At 61.1% G+C, this 17,431-nt stretch carries 19 protein-coding genes; 3 read left to right on the forward strand and 16 right to left on the reverse strand.

The window, feature by feature from the left end:
* Positions 1 to 40: 40 nt before the first annotated feature.
* Positions 41 to 526, reverse strand: coding sequence for a hypothetical protein (locus WCL10_RS14430; RefSeq protein WP_336896364.1), 486 nt, complete (start codon positions 524 to 526; stop codon positions 41 to 43).
* 217 nt (positions 527 to 743) lie between these two features.
* Here WCL10_RS14430 and WCL10_RS14435 point away from each other — a divergent pair, with 217 nt between their 5' ends.
* Entirely contained in the window at positions 744 to 2,174 is a 1,431-nt protein-coding gene (locus tag WCL10_RS14435; protein ID WP_336896365.1) for an aldehyde dehydrogenase family protein, read from the forward strand.
* A gap of 78 nt (positions 2,175 to 2,252) precedes the next feature.
* On the opposite strand, the gene WCL10_RS14440 is transcribed toward WCL10_RS14435, so the two are convergent.
* From WCL10_RS14440 to WCL10_RS14450, 3 genes are all read right to left on the reverse strand, one after another.
* Positions 2,253 to 2,639, reverse strand: a complete 387-nt coding sequence (locus tag WCL10_RS14440) for a limonene-1,2-epoxide hydrolase family protein (protein WP_336896366.1) — start codon at positions 2,637 to 2,639, stop codon at positions 2,253 to 2,255.
* A 127-nt stretch (positions 2,640 to 2,766) separates the two neighbouring features.
* On the reverse strand, positions 2,767 to 5,082 hold the full coding sequence (locus tag WCL10_RS14445) for a TonB-dependent receptor (RefSeq protein WP_336896367.1): 2,316 nt from the start codon (positions 5,080 to 5,082) through the stop codon (positions 2,767 to 2,769).
* 245 nt (positions 5,083 to 5,327) lie between these two features.
* The gene (locus tag WCL10_RS14450; protein ID WP_336896368.1) at positions 5,328 to 6,215 is read right to left on the reverse strand and encodes an NAD(P)-binding domain-containing protein; all 888 of its coding nucleotides are present in this window, start codon (positions 6,213 to 6,215) and stop codon (positions 5,328 to 5,330) included.
* Between the two features lie 101 nt (positions 6,216 to 6,316).
* Here WCL10_RS14450 and WCL10_RS14455 point away from each other — a divergent pair, with 101 nt between their 5' ends.
* Positions 6,317 to 7,105, forward strand: coding sequence for a hypothetical protein (locus WCL10_RS14455; protein WP_336896369.1), 789 nt, complete (start codon positions 6,317 to 6,319; stop codon positions 7,103 to 7,105).
* 8 nt (positions 7,106 to 7,113) lie between these two features.
* Here WCL10_RS14455 and WCL10_RS14460 read toward each other — a convergent pair whose 3' ends face one another.
* The 6 genes from WCL10_RS14460 to WCL10_RS14485 all read right to left on the reverse strand — a co-directional run bounded on the left by WCL10_RS14460 (position 7,114) and on the right by WCL10_RS14485 (position 13,183).
* Positions 7,114 to 7,884, reverse strand: coding sequence for a TetR/AcrR family transcriptional regulator (locus WCL10_RS14460; RefSeq protein ID WP_336896370.1), 771 nt, complete (start codon positions 7,882 to 7,884; stop codon positions 7,114 to 7,116).
* Between the two features lie 75 nt (positions 7,885 to 7,959).
* Complete coding sequence (locus tag WCL10_RS14465; protein WP_336896371.1) at positions 7,960 to 10,053, reverse strand: PQQ-binding-like beta-propeller repeat protein; 2,094 nt, start codon at positions 10,051 to 10,053, stop codon at positions 7,960 to 7,962.
* Complete coding sequence (locus WCL10_RS14470) at positions 10,050 to 10,562, reverse strand: flavin reductase family protein (protein WP_336896372.1); 513 nt, start codon at positions 10,560 to 10,562, stop codon at positions 10,050 to 10,052. The genes WCL10_RS14465 and WCL10_RS14470 overlap by 4 nt, the downstream gene beginning before the upstream one ends.
* A 3-nt stretch (positions 10,563 to 10,565) precedes the next feature.
* Entirely contained in the window at positions 10,566 to 11,480 is a 915-nt protein-coding gene (locus WCL10_RS14475) for a glutathione S-transferase family protein (protein WP_336896373.1), read from the reverse strand.
* Between the two features lie 22 nt (positions 11,481 to 11,502).
* Positions 11,503 to 11,904 carry a RidA family protein gene (locus WCL10_RS14480; RefSeq protein WP_336896374.1) on the reverse strand — a complete coding sequence of 134 codons (402 nt, stop codon included), beginning with the start codon at positions 11,902 to 11,904 and terminating at the stop codon, positions 11,503 to 11,505.
* Between the two features lie 13 nt (positions 11,905 to 11,917).
* The gene (locus WCL10_RS14485; RefSeq protein ID WP_336896375.1) at positions 11,918 to 13,183 is read right to left on the reverse strand and encodes an acyl-CoA dehydrogenase family protein; all 1,266 of its coding nucleotides are present in this window, start codon (positions 13,181 to 13,183) and stop codon (positions 11,918 to 11,920) included.
* A gap of 135 nt (positions 13,184 to 13,318) precedes the next feature.
* On the opposite strand from WCL10_RS14485, the gene WCL10_RS14490 reads away from it, so the two are divergent.
* A complete protein-coding gene (locus WCL10_RS14490; protein WP_336896376.1) occupies positions 13,319 to 13,993 on the forward strand; it encodes a TetR/AcrR family transcriptional regulator in 675 nt (224 codons plus the stop codon).
* A gap of 54 nt (positions 13,994 to 14,047) precedes the next feature.
* Here WCL10_RS14490 and WCL10_RS14495 read toward each other — a convergent pair whose 3' ends face one another.
* The 6 genes from WCL10_RS14495 to WCL10_RS14520 all read right to left on the reverse strand — a co-directional run.
* Complete coding sequence (locus WCL10_RS14495) at positions 14,048 to 14,164, reverse strand: AlpA family phage regulatory protein (RefSeq protein WP_336896377.1); 117 nt, start codon at positions 14,162 to 14,164, stop codon at positions 14,048 to 14,050.
* A 6-nt stretch (positions 14,165 to 14,170) separates the two neighbouring features.
* Positions 14,171 to 14,560, reverse strand: coding sequence for a hypothetical protein (locus WCL10_RS14500; RefSeq protein ID WP_336896378.1), 390 nt, complete (start codon positions 14,558 to 14,560; stop codon positions 14,171 to 14,173).
* Between the two features lie 668 nt (positions 14,561 to 15,228).
* The gene (locus WCL10_RS14505; protein ID WP_336896379.1) at positions 15,229 to 15,618 is read right to left on the reverse strand and encodes a single-stranded DNA-binding protein; all 390 of its coding nucleotides are present in this window, start codon (positions 15,616 to 15,618) and stop codon (positions 15,229 to 15,231) included.
* A gap of 465 nt (positions 15,619 to 16,083) precedes the next feature.
* The gene (locus tag WCL10_RS14510; RefSeq protein WP_336896380.1) at positions 16,084 to 16,452 is read right to left on the reverse strand and encodes a type II toxin-antitoxin system VapC family toxin; all 369 of its coding nucleotides are present in this window, start codon (positions 16,450 to 16,452) and stop codon (positions 16,084 to 16,086) included.
* Between the two features lie 7 nt (positions 16,453 to 16,459).
* Positions 16,460 to 16,732 (reverse strand): AbrB family transcriptional regulator, encoded by a 273-nt coding sequence (locus WCL10_RS14515; RefSeq protein WP_336896381.1) that lies wholly within the window; start codon positions 16,730 to 16,732, stop codon positions 16,460 to 16,462.
* A 122-nt stretch (positions 16,733 to 16,854) separates the two neighbouring features.
* Positions 16,855 to 17,431, reverse strand: a 577-nt coding sequence (locus WCL10_RS14520; protein ID WP_336896382.1) for a site-specific integrase, incomplete at its 5' end; no start/stop codon positions are given.

A 17,431-nucleotide genomic window follows, 5' to 3' on the forward strand; every position in this document is an offset into this window, starting at 1 on the left:
ACCGGCCGCCCGTTGATGGCGAACAGCATAAGGTATCGGATCAGTCGTACGCGCCCAGCGCGAGTTGCTCGCGGACAATCTTCCACTGGTTCCCGCGCTTCTCCCACACATGCAGCGAGCGCGATATCTCAGGCTTGTCGCTACCCGGCTTCCGGCAGCTTGCCGTTCCAAAAGCGCTCGCGAAATTGCCGGAAAAGACCAGCTTGCCCGATTGCGTGAACTTGCACACGATACCCGTTCCCGTGGGAACCGAAGCCTGCATCAAGCCGCCCAGTTCGGCCAGGCCTACCAGGGGCTTCGGCATTCCCTCCACCCCGGCACTCGCGTCCGGCCAGTAGAGCGCAGTGACGATGCGGAGGCCCGTTTCGCCCCGCGCCATCCGGCGCGCCAACTCAGCGAACTTCGCATCGATCGCCCGCTGTGCAGCAGCCGCGCCAGACTTGGCAGGAGCCGCCTGCGCAGGTGCCGCGCAAATCGCAACGGCAGATAGCAGACCGCACACGAGCGTCTTGCAGCACAATTTCATGGAATCGCATCTCCCCAAACGGCGGCCCCGCCATCTCGGCCATCGCGGATCGCAAAGGCCCGACAGACAAATAACCAGCAGGTCACAGGCTGCCTCTTGCAGATTAACTTGTCAACTGACATAACTCTTCGGAGGCCGCCGTTCTGGCGGCGAGGCTAGGCAGCTGCAAAACGCCCGGCTGCCCGCACAGATTGAATGCAGAATCGGAGAACGCATGATGAGCGAGTACAAGCTCCTGATCGGAGGAGCGCTGGTCGACGGCGCGAGCACAATCGACGTGATCAACCCTTCCACCGAAGAGGTTCTGGCAACGTCCCCGCGTGCTTCGGAAGCCCAACTTGATCAGGCCGTCGCCGCCGCCAAGGCCGCCTTCCCCGCCTGGGCCGCCACCCCGATTGCCGAGCGGCGCCGACTCGTGAAACAGATCGCCGATGTACTCGAAGCTAATGCCGACGAGTTCTACCGCCTGCTGAGCCTCGAAGTCGGCCGCACAATCGGCGAATCGAAGGAAGAGATCGACTACACGGTCGAATTCATCCGCGGCCTGGCTGATCTCGAGATCAAGGAAGACGTCGTCTATGAGGACGAATTCCGCATCGCCGTGCAGGAGCGCCGCCCGCTGGGCGTGGTTGGCACGATCATTCCGTGGAACTTCCCGATCCTGCTGGTCGGTTTCAAGGTGCCTTCAGCGCTGCTCGCGGGCAACACGGTGGTGATCAAGCCCGCCCCCACCACGCCGCTTTCCACGCTGCGTCTGGGTGAATTGATCGCGCCGCTATTCCCGGCTGGTGTCGTCAACATCATCACCGATGCCAATGATCTCGGGCCGAAGCTTTCGGCGCACCCCGATGTGGCCAAGATCAGCTTCACCGGCTCTTGCGAGACCGGCAAGCGGGTCATGTCCGCTGCCGCCGCCACCATGAAGCGCCTCACGCTCGAAATGGGGGGCAACGATGCGGCCATCATCATGCCGGGCGTCGATGTCGATGTCGTCGCGGATTTCATCATGTACGCCGGCTTCACCAATGCCGGCCAGATCTGCAACTGCATCAAGCGGATCTACGCCCACGCCGACATCTATGACGAACTGGTGAGCAAGGTGGCAGCGCGCTGCGAGGCGCATGTCCTTGGCGATGTGCTCGATCCGGCAACGACCTACGGCCCGATTCACAACAAGGCCCAGTTCGAACGTGCCAAGGAATTCCTCGAAGACGGCCGCACCAATGGCGTGATCGTGGCTGGCGGCGAAGTGCTCAACCGTCCGGGCTATTTCATGCGCCCGACCGTGGTGCGCGATATCACCGATGGCACGCGGCTGGTCGATGAAGAGCAGTTCGCGCCGATCATGCCGTTCATCAAGTTCACCGATGTGGAAGATGCCCTGGCCCGCGCCAATGCCTCACCTTTCGCGCTCGGCGGCTCGATCTGGACGCCGGACATCGACCTTGGCAACGCGCTTGCCGGCCGCATGGAAGCAGGCATGGTCTGGGTCAACGATCACGGCAGCGCGTTCGTCACCACGCCGTTCGTCGGCGCCAAGCAATCGGGTCTGGGCGCTGAACTTGGTGTTGAGGGCCTGCTCGCCTTCACGCAGCTCCATGTGGTCTACCGCCGCAAGCAGCTGCAGTACGGCCACCTCGAAGCCTGATACCAGCCGATTGGCTGCAACAAAAGACCCCGGTACCGCTACGGTGCCGGGGTCCTTTGATTGATCGAACGGGAAAAATCAGGCGCTTTCGGCGAGCCCGATCTTTTCCACCGTGACCATGTCGAAGTAATCTCGGCACTCGGCGATCTTGCCATTGACGATGCGCGTAGCGTTCATGACCGGCAGCAGCGAATGCTTCGATCCCTTGATGTGATCGTCCAGCCGTTCGATCAGCACCCATTCGCCATTGCTGGCGATCGTGCGGATTTCCATCACGATGCTGTCCAGATGCGCAAAGCCCGCTTCCAGCCATTCACGAACAGCCTGCTGTCCGCGCATCGGCCGATTGACCGGCACATCTTCGTAAACGCAATCGGGGGCGAGGCAGCCCACGATGCCATCGATATCTGCTGATTTCCACAGCGCGTAAAAATCCCGCATGAACTGTTCGTTCGTTGCCGTCATCTGGACTCTCCCTTGATATTCTAAGCCTTGGGCACCCTGCCGCACCGATTTGCCACGCAAAAGGGGCGAGGACCGGATCGCTCCGCTCCTCGCCCCTTATTGAACGCAATCTGGACCGTTTGCCGGATCAGAACGACTTGCGGATCGAGCCACCGATCCAGCGCGGCGGCGCGTAACCCTGCAGGAAGTTGCCGAACGAGCCAGCCAGATCGTAGCTGAAGATCATTCGATCGTTGTTGCTGATGTTCTTCACGAAGAACGCCAGTTCGAGGCCCGCTTTCTCGATATCCAGCGAAACCCGCGCATTGTGCACGAACGAGGACCGGATCAGCGTACCGACGTTGTTGTCGGTCGAGGTGTAGCGGCTGCCGAGATAGTTGCCGTCCCAGGTGAAGCCGAGCGTACCGAACGGCAGTTCGAAGCGCTTGGTCACGCTGCCGTTGACGGTCCACTTCGGCGCTTGTGCCGCCTGCTGATCGAGCGTGCCGCTGTGGGCGGTCGTCACATCGAACAGCTTGGTGTGCAGGTACGACGCGGCCAGGTTCAGGTCCAGACCGGCCATCGGCCGCGCGTGGACTTCCAGTTCAGCACCGTAGAAGCGCGCGTCGTTGTTGGCGACCACGCCCGCCACACCGCGGAAGTTGTAGCCCTGGAAATTGGTGTAGTTGTAGTAGAATGCGCTGAGATTGACCCGCAGCTTGCGATCCAGCAGATCGAGCTTGGCGCCGCCCTCATAGGCCATGAGGTGCTCATCCTTGAAGCGCGTGTCGGGGATGAAGTCCTTTTCGGGAACGCCGAAGAAGTCCAGCCCGCCGTTGGAATCAAGGAACTTCTGATCGGGGAAGCCGTTGAGGTTCGTGTTGAACCCGCCTGCCTTCACCCCGCGCGAGACCGTGAGGTACAGCAGCGTGTTGTCATCCGGCTTGTAATCGAGACCGACCTTGCCGCTCCACAGCTTGTCATCAAGATGCGCGAGCGAGCCGACCACCGGGTTGGACGCGCTGAAATCATAGATAAGGATATTCGCCGCACCGAGGCCACCGGCAAATGTGCGTGAGAAGAAATTCTTCTTTTCGTTGGTGAAGCGAATGCCGCCTGTCACGTTGAGCTTGTCAGTAAGCTTGTATTCCAGCTGGGTAAACAGCGCCCAGCTATTGGTCTTCTGCTTGACGTCGTTGAAAAATTCAACGCTGAAAGCAGTAAAAGGAAAATTCTGTGGCTGGACCTGGTTGGTGTTCAGATAATAAAACCCAGCAGTATAGGTCAGGTTTCCAGATCTTCCGTTGAGACGGATTTCTTGTGAATATTGATCCAAATTCTGACTATAATGGAATTGGGCAATATCGACAGGTCCACCATCCGAATCTTCCTGATAGTCAAATTTGAACTTGGTATAGTTCGAAATCGACGTGATCGTGGCATCACCAAGATTGTAGGTCAGGTACAACGACGGCGAAAAACGCTCATTGGTGAGGTAGCCCAAATCGTTGAAGCCGGTGGCGTTGAACTTTCCGTCCGTGTCCCGATAGCCGAAGAAATCGTTGCCGGGTCCGGTACCCTGATCCTCGTTGGCGCCCAGATAGCGCGGCTGCCCAGTCACGGCGTCGATCGTCGCCGGCGTCGAAATGTATGTGCCCTCGCGGTGGCGCGGGCTCTTGTCGTAGCTCACGGACAAGCGCGCGGTGAACGCATCCGTCAGATCGGCCTCCAGCTGGCCGCGAATACCGAAGCTGTTCTTTTCATACTGGTTCGGCGTTTTCAGGCTGGAGTTTTGCAGCCAACCATCGGCCTTTTCGTAGCCGCCAGACAGACGGAAACGCACGCGATCGGAAAGCGGGCCGCCGACAGCCGCTTCAAGGCGGACATCGTTGTAGCTCGAGTAGCTGACGTCGGCGAAACCATTCCACCGCTTGCTCGGCTTGGTGGTGATGAAGTTCGCAAGGCCGCCGCTCGATGCGCGGCCAAACAGCGTGCCCTGCGGGCCGCGCAGCACTTCGATCCGCGAAAGGTCGTAAACCGCAAAGCCGGCCGCATTGGGCGAGCTCAGGTAGACGTCATCGATGTAGATCGAGTTCGGCGATTCCTGCGTCGCGGAAAGGTCGGTCTGCGCGATGCCGCGAACCACCAGGTTCGAGTTGGCGCCACCGCCGCCGATGCTGGCATTGAGCGTGACACCGGCCACGGCCTTGCTGATATCGCTGGAATCGCGGATGCCCAGATTGCGAATGGAATCGCTGCCGATGGCTGAAATGGCAACAGGAACGTCCTGGAGGTTCTGCTCGCGGCGCTGCGCGGTCACGACGATCTCGCCAAGGCCGGTTTCGTTCGTGGTCGCTGTCGCGGTGCCCGCATCCTGCGCCATCGCAGGGTGAGAGATAAAGAGCATTCCGGCCACGGCTATCGCGCTGGCCCGACCCAGATATTCGATCTTGTCTCGCAGCATATCCCTACCCCTCAATTGTGATCACCATCCCGCCGCATCACCCGCTGCCTTCACCGGGAGGGGCATACCAAGTTGACGATCATCGCAAACTTGTCATCTGACATAAACATGCTTTTACCGGAGCCCCGCCGATGTCAAGTCATTTGACCAGTTTCTGGTTGATTGATCGTTCAACCGAACATCTGTGCCCTTCCCGCAACAGCTGAGTTGCTGCCATCGAAATCGGCCGTCGGAGGGCTCCCGCCTCAGGGTTTCATCAGCACTTCGTAGACGCTCGCGACATCCTTGCTGCCCAAGCCCCGGCGTGAGGCTTCGGCATAGAGTTCCTGAAAGCCTTCAAGGATCTTGGTCGGAATGCCGAGCAGGCGCGCCTGCGGAAGCGCCATGTCCAGCGCCATCGCCACCGTATCGACCGAGGCCAGGCTTTCGAGATAGGCGCCAGCGAACATCTGCGGGAGAAGTTCGGCTGCGCCGGTCACGGCAATCGCCGGATTGTCGCTCAGTTGCCGCAAGATAACCTCTGACGGCACTTTCAGCTTTGTTGCCATGGCGGCGGTGAAGGCAGCGGCGGTAATGTTGAACACAAACGTCGCGGCAAAGGCCAGATCACCGCGTGCCGCGTCCCCCAAAACGCCGATACGATGGGCGCTCAAACCGAGCGGAGCGACGATGTCCTGCCAAAAACCGGCGAGCGCCTCGCTGCAGCCGATGATGTAGTGCCCGGTCCGCGCACGAACGTGATCGGGATAGGCCAGCACCGTAAGCTCGGCCAGATCGCCGCCATGTTCAGCAACGCTGCGCCCCAGCGCCTCGACTTCATCCGGAGAAACCGTGGCCACGTTGATCAACCGGCTACCAGCCAGCGCAGGCAGGGTTTCGTTGCTCAACAAAACCTGCTCCATGCAGGCCGCATCGGTCAGGACCAGAAAGGTCGCTTCCGCCTGCGCGATGGCCTCACCCGGGGTTTCGGCGGCAAAGGCGCCCAGCGCGATCAACGGAGCGAGCTTGGCCGGTGTGCGATTGTAGACCACCACATCATGCCCTGATTTGAGCAGGACTTCCGCCAGCGCCGCGCCCATCAACCCTGTTCCGATCACGGCTATCCGCATGGCGGCTTCTCCTATCGTGGCCATCGACAAAGTGCGCCGCAGCCCTTATTAGATCAATTGACCTATTCTTAGCGTCCCCTACCAATTCCGTCCATCGACAAGATGCCCACTCAGGAACGTGCCTGATGCACACTGCTTCGCAAGTCTGGTTCGAAAGCTTTGCCGCCGCGCAGGACGGCACAGCTATCGATGCGCGCCTGGTACTCGATTGGGGGCCGCGGGACCGCTTTGGCATCGTGGTGCGCGAACCGTTCGGTGCGCTCGGCGCCGGCCTGCTCATTTCGCTGGCAACTGCGGCTTTCTATGATCAGGCGGGCTGCAACCGGCGCAGCCGCGAGCTCTATCCCGAAATCTACCTGTTTCATGTCGGGCAGTGCTGGGGAGACCATTCCCCGTTCGATTTCTGGCCCGAACGCAAGGAACTCAGCGTCGAAGACGATCCGGTGGCGGTTCTTTCGGCCATCAATGGCCACGGCATCACGCATCTCGCCGTGCCCGACGGTACGCCCGGCCCTCTCCCGGCGATGTACCGGGAACCTGAGGCCGCGCGGGATCAGATCAAGCAGTGCTTTGCTTATGCCGCTTCGGGCGCGGTTCCCGGCGCAGATGTAAAGCTGTCCACGCGCGACGCCCGCGTACTTGCCAACTATGCCAGCACTTTGCAGCCCGAACTGTGGCTTCCTGAAGTCGAAAGTGGCGTCGCCGAAGGCCGCAAGCTGGGCCTCAGCGACCTTGCCTTTCGCGAGCTTGAGCGGGTTGTCGCCTACACGCACGAGCGCTGGCACGAGGTGCCTCGCGATGGCTCTGCCTATATCGCGGCCAAGGCCCGCATCGATGCGGCGACGCGCGATGGCTCCATCTGTGAGACGTATCGCCGGATCAGCACCGACGCTGCACTGGCGCTACTGGGATAGCCCGCCGGTCAGGCCATGACGACAGGCGCGGAAGCCCGTTGCAGCGCCGGCAAGGCGCCGATCAGGTCTGCATCCGCGGTGGTGACAAGATCAACCAGTGACTTGACTGCCATCCGTTCCATCGCCGGTCGCCAAGGTTGGAATGGCTTGTCGGCCCCGATGAACACGACAAACCCCTCGATCGAACAGACGCAGAAGAGCGCCAGCGCCTGTATCTGATCCCGCGCGAGATCAGGCCGCATCTCTATCATGATATTCTCGACCAGATGGAGCGCGCGGTCGTACATGCTGTACATCCGCAAGGCGGCACTCGGCTCGTGGTTCGACAGGGCCCAGATTTCGGGCGCAAATCGGGCCTGATTGGTGTGCTGCATGCTGATGAAGGCCAGACGGATATAGAGCGCCAATTGCTCGGCCGCATCGAACTTGCTCGTCGCAATCATGTCGTCGAACGCGCATTCATAAGCCTTGATGACCGAGTCCAGCAATTCGGTCACCAGCTCGTCGCGGCTGGGATAGTGGTAGGTCAGATTGCCGAACTTGAGCCCCGCCAGGCTGGCGACCCGGCGCATGCTCATCGCGCCGTAGCCCTCGTCCACCAGCAATTTCAGCCCGGTCCGCAGGATCAACTCGCGGGTTGCTCTGCCTTTGGCATTGGTCCCGATCCATTCGGGCAAGACCAGATCATCAATTTCGATATTCTGATTGATGGCAGAATCCATTTCGAGCCCCGTTTGCACCAGTCTGGCTCGCATACGCGCCGCCTTTGCGCGTGTCACCCGACATTAACAACGCGGCGCAGCCCGCTTTCGCTCATGAAAATGGAGGTTGCGACCGCGTTATTGAGCAGGCGTTCAATGCGCTGACGAAACTGGTGGCTTGCCGCGATCAATGTCGTAGGCGTTCCAAGCCTCGCTGATGATATACGCATAGAGCGCTTCGAGCTCACTATCGCTCAGGTCCTTGAAGCCGGGCATGCCGTTCGGCGCGAGCGCACCGTCCTTGACCACCGTCCGCAGCATGGCGAGATCGACCGGGGGCATCTTGTTGAGGTTCGGCGGACGATTGCCCACCGCTGCGCCGCCGGCGCCATGGCAGGCCGAGCAGGCATTGGCCTTGAACACCTTGTAGCCATCGTGCGCCAGCTCGGCATTTGGCCGGGGCTGCGGCGGCAGCGGGGTCGGCTCGAACTTTGCAAACGCAGGATACTTTGCCTTGCCGCCCAGCTTGAAGGCCAGCAGACGCGGCGGCGTGCGCGCCTCAGGCGTCGAGGTGTAGCGCGAAACATAGGATGCGGTCGAAGAGGCCGCCCCGTTGCCAGTGGGAACAAGGATATACTGCTCCCCGTTCAACATCACGGTCGAAGGCGCAGCGCGGATGGCCCCGCCAACGCGGGCGCTCCACAGCAGTTTGCCGCTTGCTGCATCATAGGCCTCGAACTTGCCGTCGGCGGTCCCTTCGAACACCAGCCCGCCAGCCGTATGCAGCAGGCCGCCGTTGATCGGCATCACACCGCGCGTACGCCACTTGGCCGATTGCGTAACCGGGTCCCAGGCAACGATTTCGCTATAGGGTTTGACAGGAGCGCCAGGTGCATCGCCGGCGTAGAAATCCATGTAAATCCCGTTGTGCCCCTTCTTGGCCATGCCGATCTCGGTCGGGATGGTCATCGCGGGGATGTAGAGGAGATGGGTCGACGGATCGAAGGCCAGCGCCTCCCAGCCATGGCTGCCCATGGTGCTGGGCATCATGATCGCCTTCTGCTCGGAGTTCTGCCAGTACATCGTCGCGGGCTCGGGGATCGGGCGGCCATTGCCGTCGAGCCCCTTGGTCCAGTTCACATCGACATAGTTCTTGCCGCTGATGAACTTGCCGGTGGCGGCATCGAGCACATAGGTGAAGCCGTTCTTGGGCACCGAGAGCACGACGTGCTGCGCTTTGCCATCGATCGGCAGGTCGGCAATCATGATGCCCATCGCGGCTTCATAATTCCAGCCGTCGTGGGGCACCTGCTTGAAGTGCCACTTGTAGGCGCCGGTCTTGGCATCGAGAGCCACGATCGAATTGGTGAACAGTTCGTCGCCCGCATCGGACGCCCGCTGGTTGACCGGCCACGGCGCAGGACCGCCCGTGCCGATCACAAGCTGATCGAGTTTTTCGTCATAGGTCATGGCATCCCACACGCTGGCGCAGCCGTGGGCCTTGCCCCACCAGTCCGTGCCCCAGGTTTTGGCCGCCATGTCCTGCACCGCATCTTCCTGCGGTTTGGCCGGATCGCCGGGCGTCGTATAGAAACGCCACCTGCGCTGGCCGGTTGCCGCGTCGAAGGCTTCGACAAAGCCGCGGCTCATGCCGGTGTCCATGCACGAATTGCCGATGAACACCAGGCCGCCACCCACGCGCGGTGCCCCGGTGATGCCGTACATCTCCTTGGGATTGCAAGATTGTACTTCCCACGATTTCTTGCCGGTCTTCTGGCCGACCGCAATCAGGCGGCAATCGCCGGTGGCCACAATCACGTTGCTTCCCTGAAGCGCGAGGCCCCGGCTAGTCTGGTGGCTTATCAGCGCCGCGAGCGAGGCGTCGTCAATCTTGGGCTCGGCAAGGTAGGTCCATAGCTGCTTGCCCGTGCGCACATCGTTGGCAAAGATCGCCCCGCCCGGCCCGCTCTGGAACACGATACCGTCCTTGATCAGCGGATTGCCGACAAGGCCGGTCTCGGTGGGCAAATCAACCGACCAGGCCAGACCCAGGTTGACCACGTTGCCGGTGTTGATCGCAGTCAGATCGGAATGGTGCTGCATCTCAGAGGAATTGCCGAGCAGGTCCCAATCGGTGCTGCGCGGCGTGCTCGCGGCAGACAGCGAAGCGGCGGCAATCAGCAGCCCCAAGGTCGAGAGTATCCAGCGCATTCCTTGGCCCTCCCAGGCAAGTTTCTTGTTGTTCATTGCGCAGCTTCAGCGAGTGCAAGCGGCGCCAGATCATGAAATCCGCCGTTCAACCAGCCGAGCGGGCGTGCCTGCATCTCGTGCCGAACATCGAGCACTTCGCCCACAAAGATCTCGTGCGTGCCAACGATCATGCTGTCATGCTTGGCGCAGACGATCGCGGTGGCATCGGCAAGGCAATAGACGCCGTCCACCTCGATCCAGCCTTCCGATCCGAAGCGTTCTCCGCGGCGCTGGCCTGATGCAAACAGCGCCACTTCGTCGCGGTGATCGACGCTCAGCAGATTGATGCAAAACCGCTCGGCCCGCGCAAACACTTCGTGGTTGGCAGAATTGCGATTGATCGCTGCCAGCATGGTCGGCGGGTCCATCGAGACGGAGATCATCGACGATATGGCCATGCCGAAGGGCTTGTCGGTCTCGGGATCGCGCACGGTGATGATGGCGACACCGCTAGGCAGCGAACGCATCGCGCGCTTGAGCTTTTCGGCCGGTGCAGCATCAGACATTCGTCACGCTCCCATCACGACATCAATGGTGAAACCAAGGCGGGGGAAGTGGATCACGGTGTCGCCCAGCGTATCGTCATGCTGGCGCAGGCCGATCGCCTCGGGCGTCAGCTTGACGATCTCGCCGACAATCCGCTCTTTCGCGTAATCGTCCGCCGCAATCGAGACGACCTGGCCGAGCGCAAGCACATCGCCTTCTGCGGAGAAATCGCCCAAATCGGCAGGCTCAGCCGCGGCCGCAACGGTCAGCGGGTAAGCCTGCTCTTTTGCGGTGATAGTGGGCGCAGGAAAGGCGGCGATCCGGTTCATCCACGCTGCAATGCGCGGCTTGGCTTGAAGGGGCGCAAAGGCCCGCGGACTGCTGCGCGCAAAGAAGGCGACGTGATAGCAGGCCGCATCCGCCACCGAAAATTCCGTACCTGCCACAAACGGATGCTGCGCCAGCGCCGCATCCAGCATCAAAGCAAACTGGCCTAGCTGCGCCAAAGTGTGCGGTGCCAGAACCTTGACGCGGTCCGGCGCGAAATCGGCGACCAGCGCCGTCCGATCCTCGATGAACGCTTCGGTGACATGCGGCAGGAAATCGGGAAATACCGAAATGATCGACCACATCGCTACGCGGTGATCGGCCCAGTCCGCAATCATGGCCGCTGTCCCCGCGCTGGCTTCGGGGAAGATCGTCGGGTTCGGCGCGATCTCTTCCAACTTGCGGATGATCAGGGCTGAATCGCAGTAGATGTCTGCCCCGATCTGCAGCACTGGCATGCGGCGATAGCCGCCGGTCAAGGGAGTCAGATAGGTCTTGGGCGGAAGACCCGGGACTTCGATATCGGTCCAGTCCAGCCCCTTGAAGGCCAGGACTCGCCTGACCTTCTCAGAAAACATCGAGCGGGGATTGTTGTGGAGGATCAATTCCATGGACTGCCCCTCCCCGCCCCGCTCAGTTGCCTGAACCGATCACAGCCACGGCTTTGATCTCGACCAGCAAGCCAGGCACCGCCAACATGGTGACGCCAAAGGCCGACCATGCCGGATAGTCGCGGGTCAGGTAATGGTCCTTGACCTTGAAGATCGTCGGCGTGTCGGCAATCATGTCGCCAACATGGAACGATTCCAGCTCAACGATATCGTCCAGCGAGCCGCCGGCCTCCTCAAGCACCAGCGCAATCTTCTGGAAGCAGAGGTGAAGCTGCTCCTCCAATGTTTCGGCGACTTTGCCATCGGCCTTGATCCCGGCCTGACCCGAAACATAGACCGTATCGCCGACCTTCACGCCGGGGGCAAAGTGCATATGGTCATAGGCGCCCTGCATCCCGGCAGGAATAATGATCTGCTTTTTCATGCGCCCGCGCCCCTCAGATCAGCGGATTGCTGGGTTCAAGACCCATGACGACGCGGCCATAGTTCTCGGGGCCGAGGTCATACTGGGTCGAGATGTGCGAGCCCATCTGGGTCACGTCGGCAAGGTAGGTCGACAGCAGCGAGGTTTCCGCCATCGCGCCTGAGCCGGAGCCTTCGAGCATCGAATAGACTACCTTCTTGGCCTGGCCCGGAACCCAGGCCGAAACCATCCGCGCCTTGGCGCGCAGCAGGCGCTCGGGCTGGCGGCCCGCGCGCAGTTCGTCCTCGATCTCGCGCATCGTGTTGCGGAACAGCAGCTGCGCTGCTTCCACCATGATTTCCGCCTCACCGATGCGTACGAAGGAGGCGGCAAGATCGGTCTGCTTCTGGCCGTGCAGATAAACACGGTTGGACATATATTCCTTGAAGGCGTCGATCGCAGCGCGCGCGATGCCCACCGAAGTCGCCGCCGCTGCCATATGCGCGCCCGGCGTGCCGGGGAAGCGATAGGCGACCGTGCCCGAATCGTCGTGCAGGTGCGCTCCCGGCGCGTCGCCGGTGTCGATCGTCGGGCGAGTAATCGTGCGATGTTCGGGCACGAAAACTTCGTCGGGGATCGCGATATCGTGGCTGCCGGTGCCGCGCAGGCCGCGCATGCGCCAGGTATCGAGCACTTCGATCTCGGCGCGCGGCAGCACCATCAGCCGGTTTTCCGGACGGCCACTGGGGGCCACGCGCCCTTCGACCAGCGCGGCGCAGAACACCCAGTTGCAGTGCGTCGATCCGCTGCCGTAATTCCACATGCCCGAAACCATGTAGCCGCCCTCAACCGCGCGGGCCTTTGCCCGCATCGGGTTGAACACACCGCTGCAGATGGTGAGATCGGAAGAGCCGAAAACTTCATCCTGGCCTTGCTCGGGAATCATGCCGAGAAGCCAGCTGTGCACTTCCCAGACGATGTAGTCCCAGGCGAGATTGGCATCGCCCTCGGCAAGGATCGCGCCGACATCGAACTGATCGCTAAGCTCCAGCCCCGCGCCGCCATACTTCTTCGGGCGTGAAATGCCGATAAGGCCTGCCTTGACCAAGGTGCGCACGTTCTCGCACGCCGGCTGACGACCCTCGATCGACTTCAGCGCGTTGCGGCGCAGATCGGGCACGATGTCACGCGCAGCTTGCAGGAACTCCTCGCGCGTCGTCAGCTTGCGCGCAGGCTTCAGGTCTTTGGGATAGAAGTCGGCAATCTTGGCGGGCAGGAGATTGGTCACGGGCGCATTCATCGTCGGACTCCTCGGCTCAAAGCGCTCAGCGAAATGGCACATAACGCTTGTTATGTACTTGCTAGGTCGCTTAAGGAGCTTCTGTCAAGACACAAACTCAAACTGCCTCAGGAAACCTCCGCTCATCATGCCGCCATGCTTTTCCCGACCGCGCCAGCCGATCCAGCGATGAACACCGTGACACCCAGGCCACCCCTCCCCGATCAGGATGAAAGCGGGCCAAACAGCCGCGATCTGATTATCGAGGCGGCAAAGCGCGTGATCGAGGAGCGCGGCATCACCGGGGCAACCATGCGCGCCATCGCGCTGGAAGCAGGGCTTACAACCGGCGCGATCGTCCACCATTTCAAGGACAAGGGCGAACTGCTGCTGCAGACGCTGCAATCGTTCTTCGATCCCTGGTTCGAAACGCTCGCAGTTGCCCGCAGCCTGCCCACCGCCTGGCAGCAGCTGGAGCATATCTTCCTCTCCACTCTGCCCGGACCGGATCACCCCCGCTCGCGCACGCAGATATGGCTGGCCATGCTGCTCCAGCTCGAACGCGAAGAGCGCCTGTGGAAGACCTACAGCGCCAACTACCACGCGATCCGCGAGGAAGTTTATGCCATCTTCCGCCGGGCGCAGGCCGAAGGTTCCATCAATCCCGCACTAGACGCCGAAATCGAATGCAACCGCCTGATCGCCCTGAGCGACGGACTGGTCGTATCTGCTCTCGGTGAGCCTGATCGCTTTCCCCAGGCAGCGCTGCGGCACATGATGGAGTTGCAACTGTCGGCGCTGCTTCTGGATAGGCCCGGTGCAAAACGTTGACGTCTAGGTCATGCTGATCGGGGATCCGCTCTCTTTTGGCCTTGAAGTGCGCTCTCAGGCTAGAGGCCGTGTAGACGCAATTGCCTCAATCCACGCATCGATCTCCGACTCTACCCAGACTGCACAACGCGGCCCTAACGAGCGACCTTTCGGGAAACGGCCCTCGGCCATACGCTGTTAGATCGACGAGCGCTTGAGCCCGACCCGCGCTATCACTTCGGGTAGACGTGCATCCACGCAAGGCCGACTTCGTGGTCGGACATACCTGCCGAAATGGTCGACCAGGTCATCCAGCACATGACGATCAGGGAGATGATCAGCGGGCCTTTGAGGCCCCGCTGCGAACATGAAGCCGAACTGCTCGATGAGATGGCTGCCGCGGATGAAATTGCCGAGTTCACACTTCATGGCTGCCTCCCTCGCCGGTCGTTTCAGCGACACCGGCGGCGCGGCAGCGGGCAGCGAAAGCGATATGCACACGTTCGCGCAAAGCATGATCGCCGTGGTCGGCAAGTAGGGCATCAACCCCACCATGGCGAAGAGCGACTGGCGGTAAAGCCGCAGCATGACGCTGCGATCACTGGCGACCGAGAGGTCGTTATCGCGGGCGCGGACGATGGCTGTGCGCAGCCATTCACTGAGCGGGAGCCCATTGGTAGAAGCTGCTGCGCGAACACGCGCAGTAAGCTCGTAAGAGACGTAAGCCTGGAGACATTTGGGACGTGGCGTTCGACAGATTCCTTCAGACGAAGGAGTCTGGTCACTCTACGAAAGTGATGGGCAGATTACGTCGACATCTGGAACATGTAAAGAACATCCAAGGCAAGGAACCCCGCCGTCTTCGGCTCCCCGCACGGTAGATTGACCTGCCAAACGGCCTGGTAGGTCAAAGTGACGGAAAAGCACCAAAGTTCTCGAAATCACAGATTTTCGCATCTATTTCTGATACTTCCCACCTGCGACAAGTCGCGTACGGTGTGCCTACTTCACCCTCTTCAAACAGCATGGTCCGGGGTCCATGTGCCCACTATCAACCAGAGCCTGAGAAATCTGACCGGTGGAGCCGTTGGCTGCCCCCAGGTGCAGGGCCGAACCTTCTCGATTGGAGACCTCAGGTCCTTCAGAAACGGCAGCGCGGGGGTTCGATGCCCCCGCGCTGCCCAATGTGCTCCTAGCACAAAAAAGGCCCCTGCAGATTGCTCTGCCGGGGCCTTGTTCGAAGAGGGACGAGCCCCTCAGTCTTCGTCGATGTCGGGAGCGCTATCGCTGGAGGTGCCGCGGCCCTTGGTCAGAAAATCGACCTTGTCGGCGATGATCTCGCAGCCGTAGCGCTTGGTGCCGTCCTGGTCTTCCCACTGGGTGTAGTGGATGCGCCCTTCGACCGTCACCAGCTGGCCCTTGCTGCAGAACTTCGCGACGTTTGCCCCAAGGCCATTGAAGCAGGTGATGCGGTGGAACTCGCTGTCCTTGGCGGTGTAGCCGTTCTCGTCCTTGTAGGTCTTTCCGTCCTTGCGGGCGGGCCGGTCGGTCACGACCGAGAGGCTGGTGATGCTGGTCCCGCCGGTGGTGGTGCGGGTTTCGGGATCGCGGGCGATGCGGCCGACGAGGATAACGAGATTGGTCATGGGTTTTCTCCTGAACGCGCAGGTCCGGGGCCATCCCGGCTGCGAACTGACCGTCAGAAGGGGGCGGCAGACGTTCGCACCGGACGGCGCCGCAGGCGGCGGGAGGGGAACCTCGATCAGGACGGGTGGAGCGGGCAGCCGCGCGCAGCGCGGCAACACGGCCGGACCGGATCGGGGTTGCGAGGGGCTGACGGCGCCTTCAGGGAAGGGTTCGCGAAGAGCCGGATGGTCCCGGGCCTAAGCCGATCAGATGACCTGCCCGTTCGTGGCATTTCGCGGTTGTGCTGGCTCTCGAACTTGCCCCGCTATTGGGCCATGCGTCTCAGCTCGGTGGTGTGTATTCGCCCGCCATCGACGTAAGATCTACAGCAGAGAGTATATCGCCAAGGACAGCGCGTTCTCGGATCATTCCAATGGCCTTGCCCAGCAGTGCCTGTCAGCGCAGGCCACTGACGCTGGCCCGGTTCAGGGCACCATGACCGGGACCAAAGACCGGCCTTTGGCGGCTTTCGCGAGCTTGAGATCGAAGCTTAGAAAGGCAATGCAACCCTCGGCCTTGGCAAGATGCAGCGCGTCCGCGAAGTCCATGCCACCCGCCATACCATCAAGAGCAGAGGCCAGAGCCAGCGGATCTTCAACGGCAACGCCAGGCAGTCCTGCCAGACCTGCAAGGGCAGTCCCGATGGCCTCACTGGAGAAGCCGTAGCCGCTGCGAAGCACCCACTCGGTTTCGAGCAGAACCGTAGTCGGGATGAAGATATCGCCGGCCTCGATGGCCCGCCGCGCGACCGCAGCCTGAGCGGCATCGTCCGCCGTCAGGAAGCGGATGATCACATTGGTATCAATCGCGCGCACGTCGCTCTGCCTCCGTCGCGATCGCTGCATTCATGTCGTCGATCGACAGCGCTGGCCCCTCATGCGGCATCGATCCGAAGAGGGCATCGACGCTGGTTGCGGCAAACATCGGCGTCGACTTAAGGAGCACGCCGTCTGGCGTATTCTCAACCGTGAGCCGAGTTCCTGCTCCCCATTGGCGCTGATCGCGGATGGCCTTGGGCAGAATGACTTGGCCCTTAGTCGAGATGACAGTCGTCAGCCGGTCGTGAACGCCCACGGAATGCCTCCCAGATGTAAGACGGAGGTAAGATAGGCCCGCACGCGCCATTGGGCAAGTTCGCAATGCAAGCGCTCGCTAGGGCACGAACGATTTTGCTGGCGAAGCTACCAAGTCGGAATTCAAGCCACCCGTCGTCGCCCCTTGCGAATGTCGACGACCTTTTCGCCATCGAGGAAGTATGCCCAGTCCTGCATCATGTGTCGGCGTGGTGTGAGATACTCTGCCGCGTTGTAGGCGCTGCGAACCTCGTCCTTGTCTGAGTGGGCAAGTTGCATCTCGACCCAATCCTCATGATATCGCCGGATCCAGATCGCCGGCTTGCCGAATTCGGCCAGTTGTTCGTTAGCCCAGGTGCTAGCCAGTCCTCGAAAGCCGTGGATTGTCTGACGACTGTGATAGCCGAGCCGGTACAGAGCGTAGATCATCGTGTTTTCCGAAATCGGCTTGTCCGGATGAGTGCCTGGAAAGAGGTAATCGCCTGGCGATGAGGCAATCATCTTTTTGGCAATCGCAGTGGCTTGAGCGGAAAGCGGCACAAGGTGCTCGCGCCCCATCTTCATTCTGTGTGCAGGAATGCGCCAAATGGGTTCGGAGCCATTCAACCCTTCAAACTCAGACCTGACGGCGAACCGGAGTTCCTTCTGACCTGCCCCCCGAAAGATCCCTCGATCTGATGTAGAGTCTGCCCATTGGAAG

The sequence above is a fragment of the Novosphingobium sp. genome, assembly GCF_037133355.1.
Classification (GTDB): domain Bacteria; phylum Pseudomonadota; class Alphaproteobacteria; order Sphingomonadales; family Sphingomonadaceae; genus Novosphingobium.

Excerpts from the sequence above, each read along its gene's own strand:
- WCL10_RS14430 (WP_336896364.1), bottom strand. The coding sequence starts at position 526 with ATGAAATTGTGCTGCAAGACGCTCGTGTGCGGTCTGCTATCTGCCGTT.
- WCL10_RS14435 (WP_336896365.1), top strand. The coding sequence starts at position 744 with ATGAGCGAGTACAAGCTCCTGATCGGAGGAGCGCTGGTCGACGGCGCG.
- WCL10_RS14440 (WP_336896366.1), bottom strand. The coding sequence starts at position 2,639 with ATGACGGCAACGAACGAACAGTTCATGCGGGATTTTTACGCGCTGTGG.
- WCL10_RS14445 (WP_336896367.1), bottom strand. The coding sequence starts at position 5,082 with ATGCTGCGAGACAAGATCGAATATCTGGGTCGGGCCAGCGCGATAGCC.
- WCL10_RS14450 (WP_336896368.1), bottom strand. The coding sequence starts at position 6,215 with ATGGCCACGATAGGAGAAGCCGCCATGCGGATAGCCGTGATCGGAACA.
- WCL10_RS14455 (WP_336896369.1), top strand. The coding sequence starts at position 6,317 with ATGCACACTGCTTCGCAAGTCTGGTTCGAAAGCTTTGCCGCCGCGCAG.
- WCL10_RS14465 (WP_336896371.1), bottom strand. The coding sequence starts at position 10,053 with ATGAACAACAAGAAACTTGCCTGGGAGGGCCAAGGAATGCGCTGGATA.
- WCL10_RS14470 (WP_336896372.1), bottom strand. The coding sequence starts at position 10,562 with ATGTCTGATGCTGCACCGGCCGAAAAGCTCAAGCGCGCGATGCGTTCG.
- WCL10_RS14475 (WP_336896373.1), bottom strand. The coding sequence starts at position 11,480 with ATGGAATTGATCCTCCACAACAATCCCCGCTCGATGTTTTCTGAGAAG.
- WCL10_RS14480 (WP_336896374.1), bottom strand. The coding sequence starts at position 11,904 with ATGAAAAAGCAGATCATTATTCCTGCCGGGATGCAGGGCGCCTATGAC.
- WCL10_RS14485 (WP_336896375.1), bottom strand. The coding sequence starts at position 13,183 with ATGAATGCGCCCGTGACCAATCTCCTGCCCGCCAAGATTGCCGACTTC.
- WCL10_RS14490 (WP_336896376.1), top strand. The coding sequence starts at position 13,319 with ATGCTTTTCCCGACCGCGCCAGCCGATCCAGCGATGAACACCGTGACA.
- WCL10_RS14495 (WP_336896377.1), bottom strand. The coding sequence starts at position 14,164 with ATGGCCGAGGGCCGTTTCCCGAAAGGTCGCTCGTTAGGGCCGCGTTGT.
- WCL10_RS14500 (WP_336896378.1), bottom strand. The coding sequence starts at position 14,560 with ATGCTGCGGCTTTACCGCCAGTCGCTCTTCGCCATGGTGGGGTTGATG.
- WCL10_RS14505 (WP_336896379.1), bottom strand. The coding sequence starts at position 15,618 with ATGACCAATCTCGTTATCCTCGTCGGCCGCATCGCCCGCGATCCCGAA.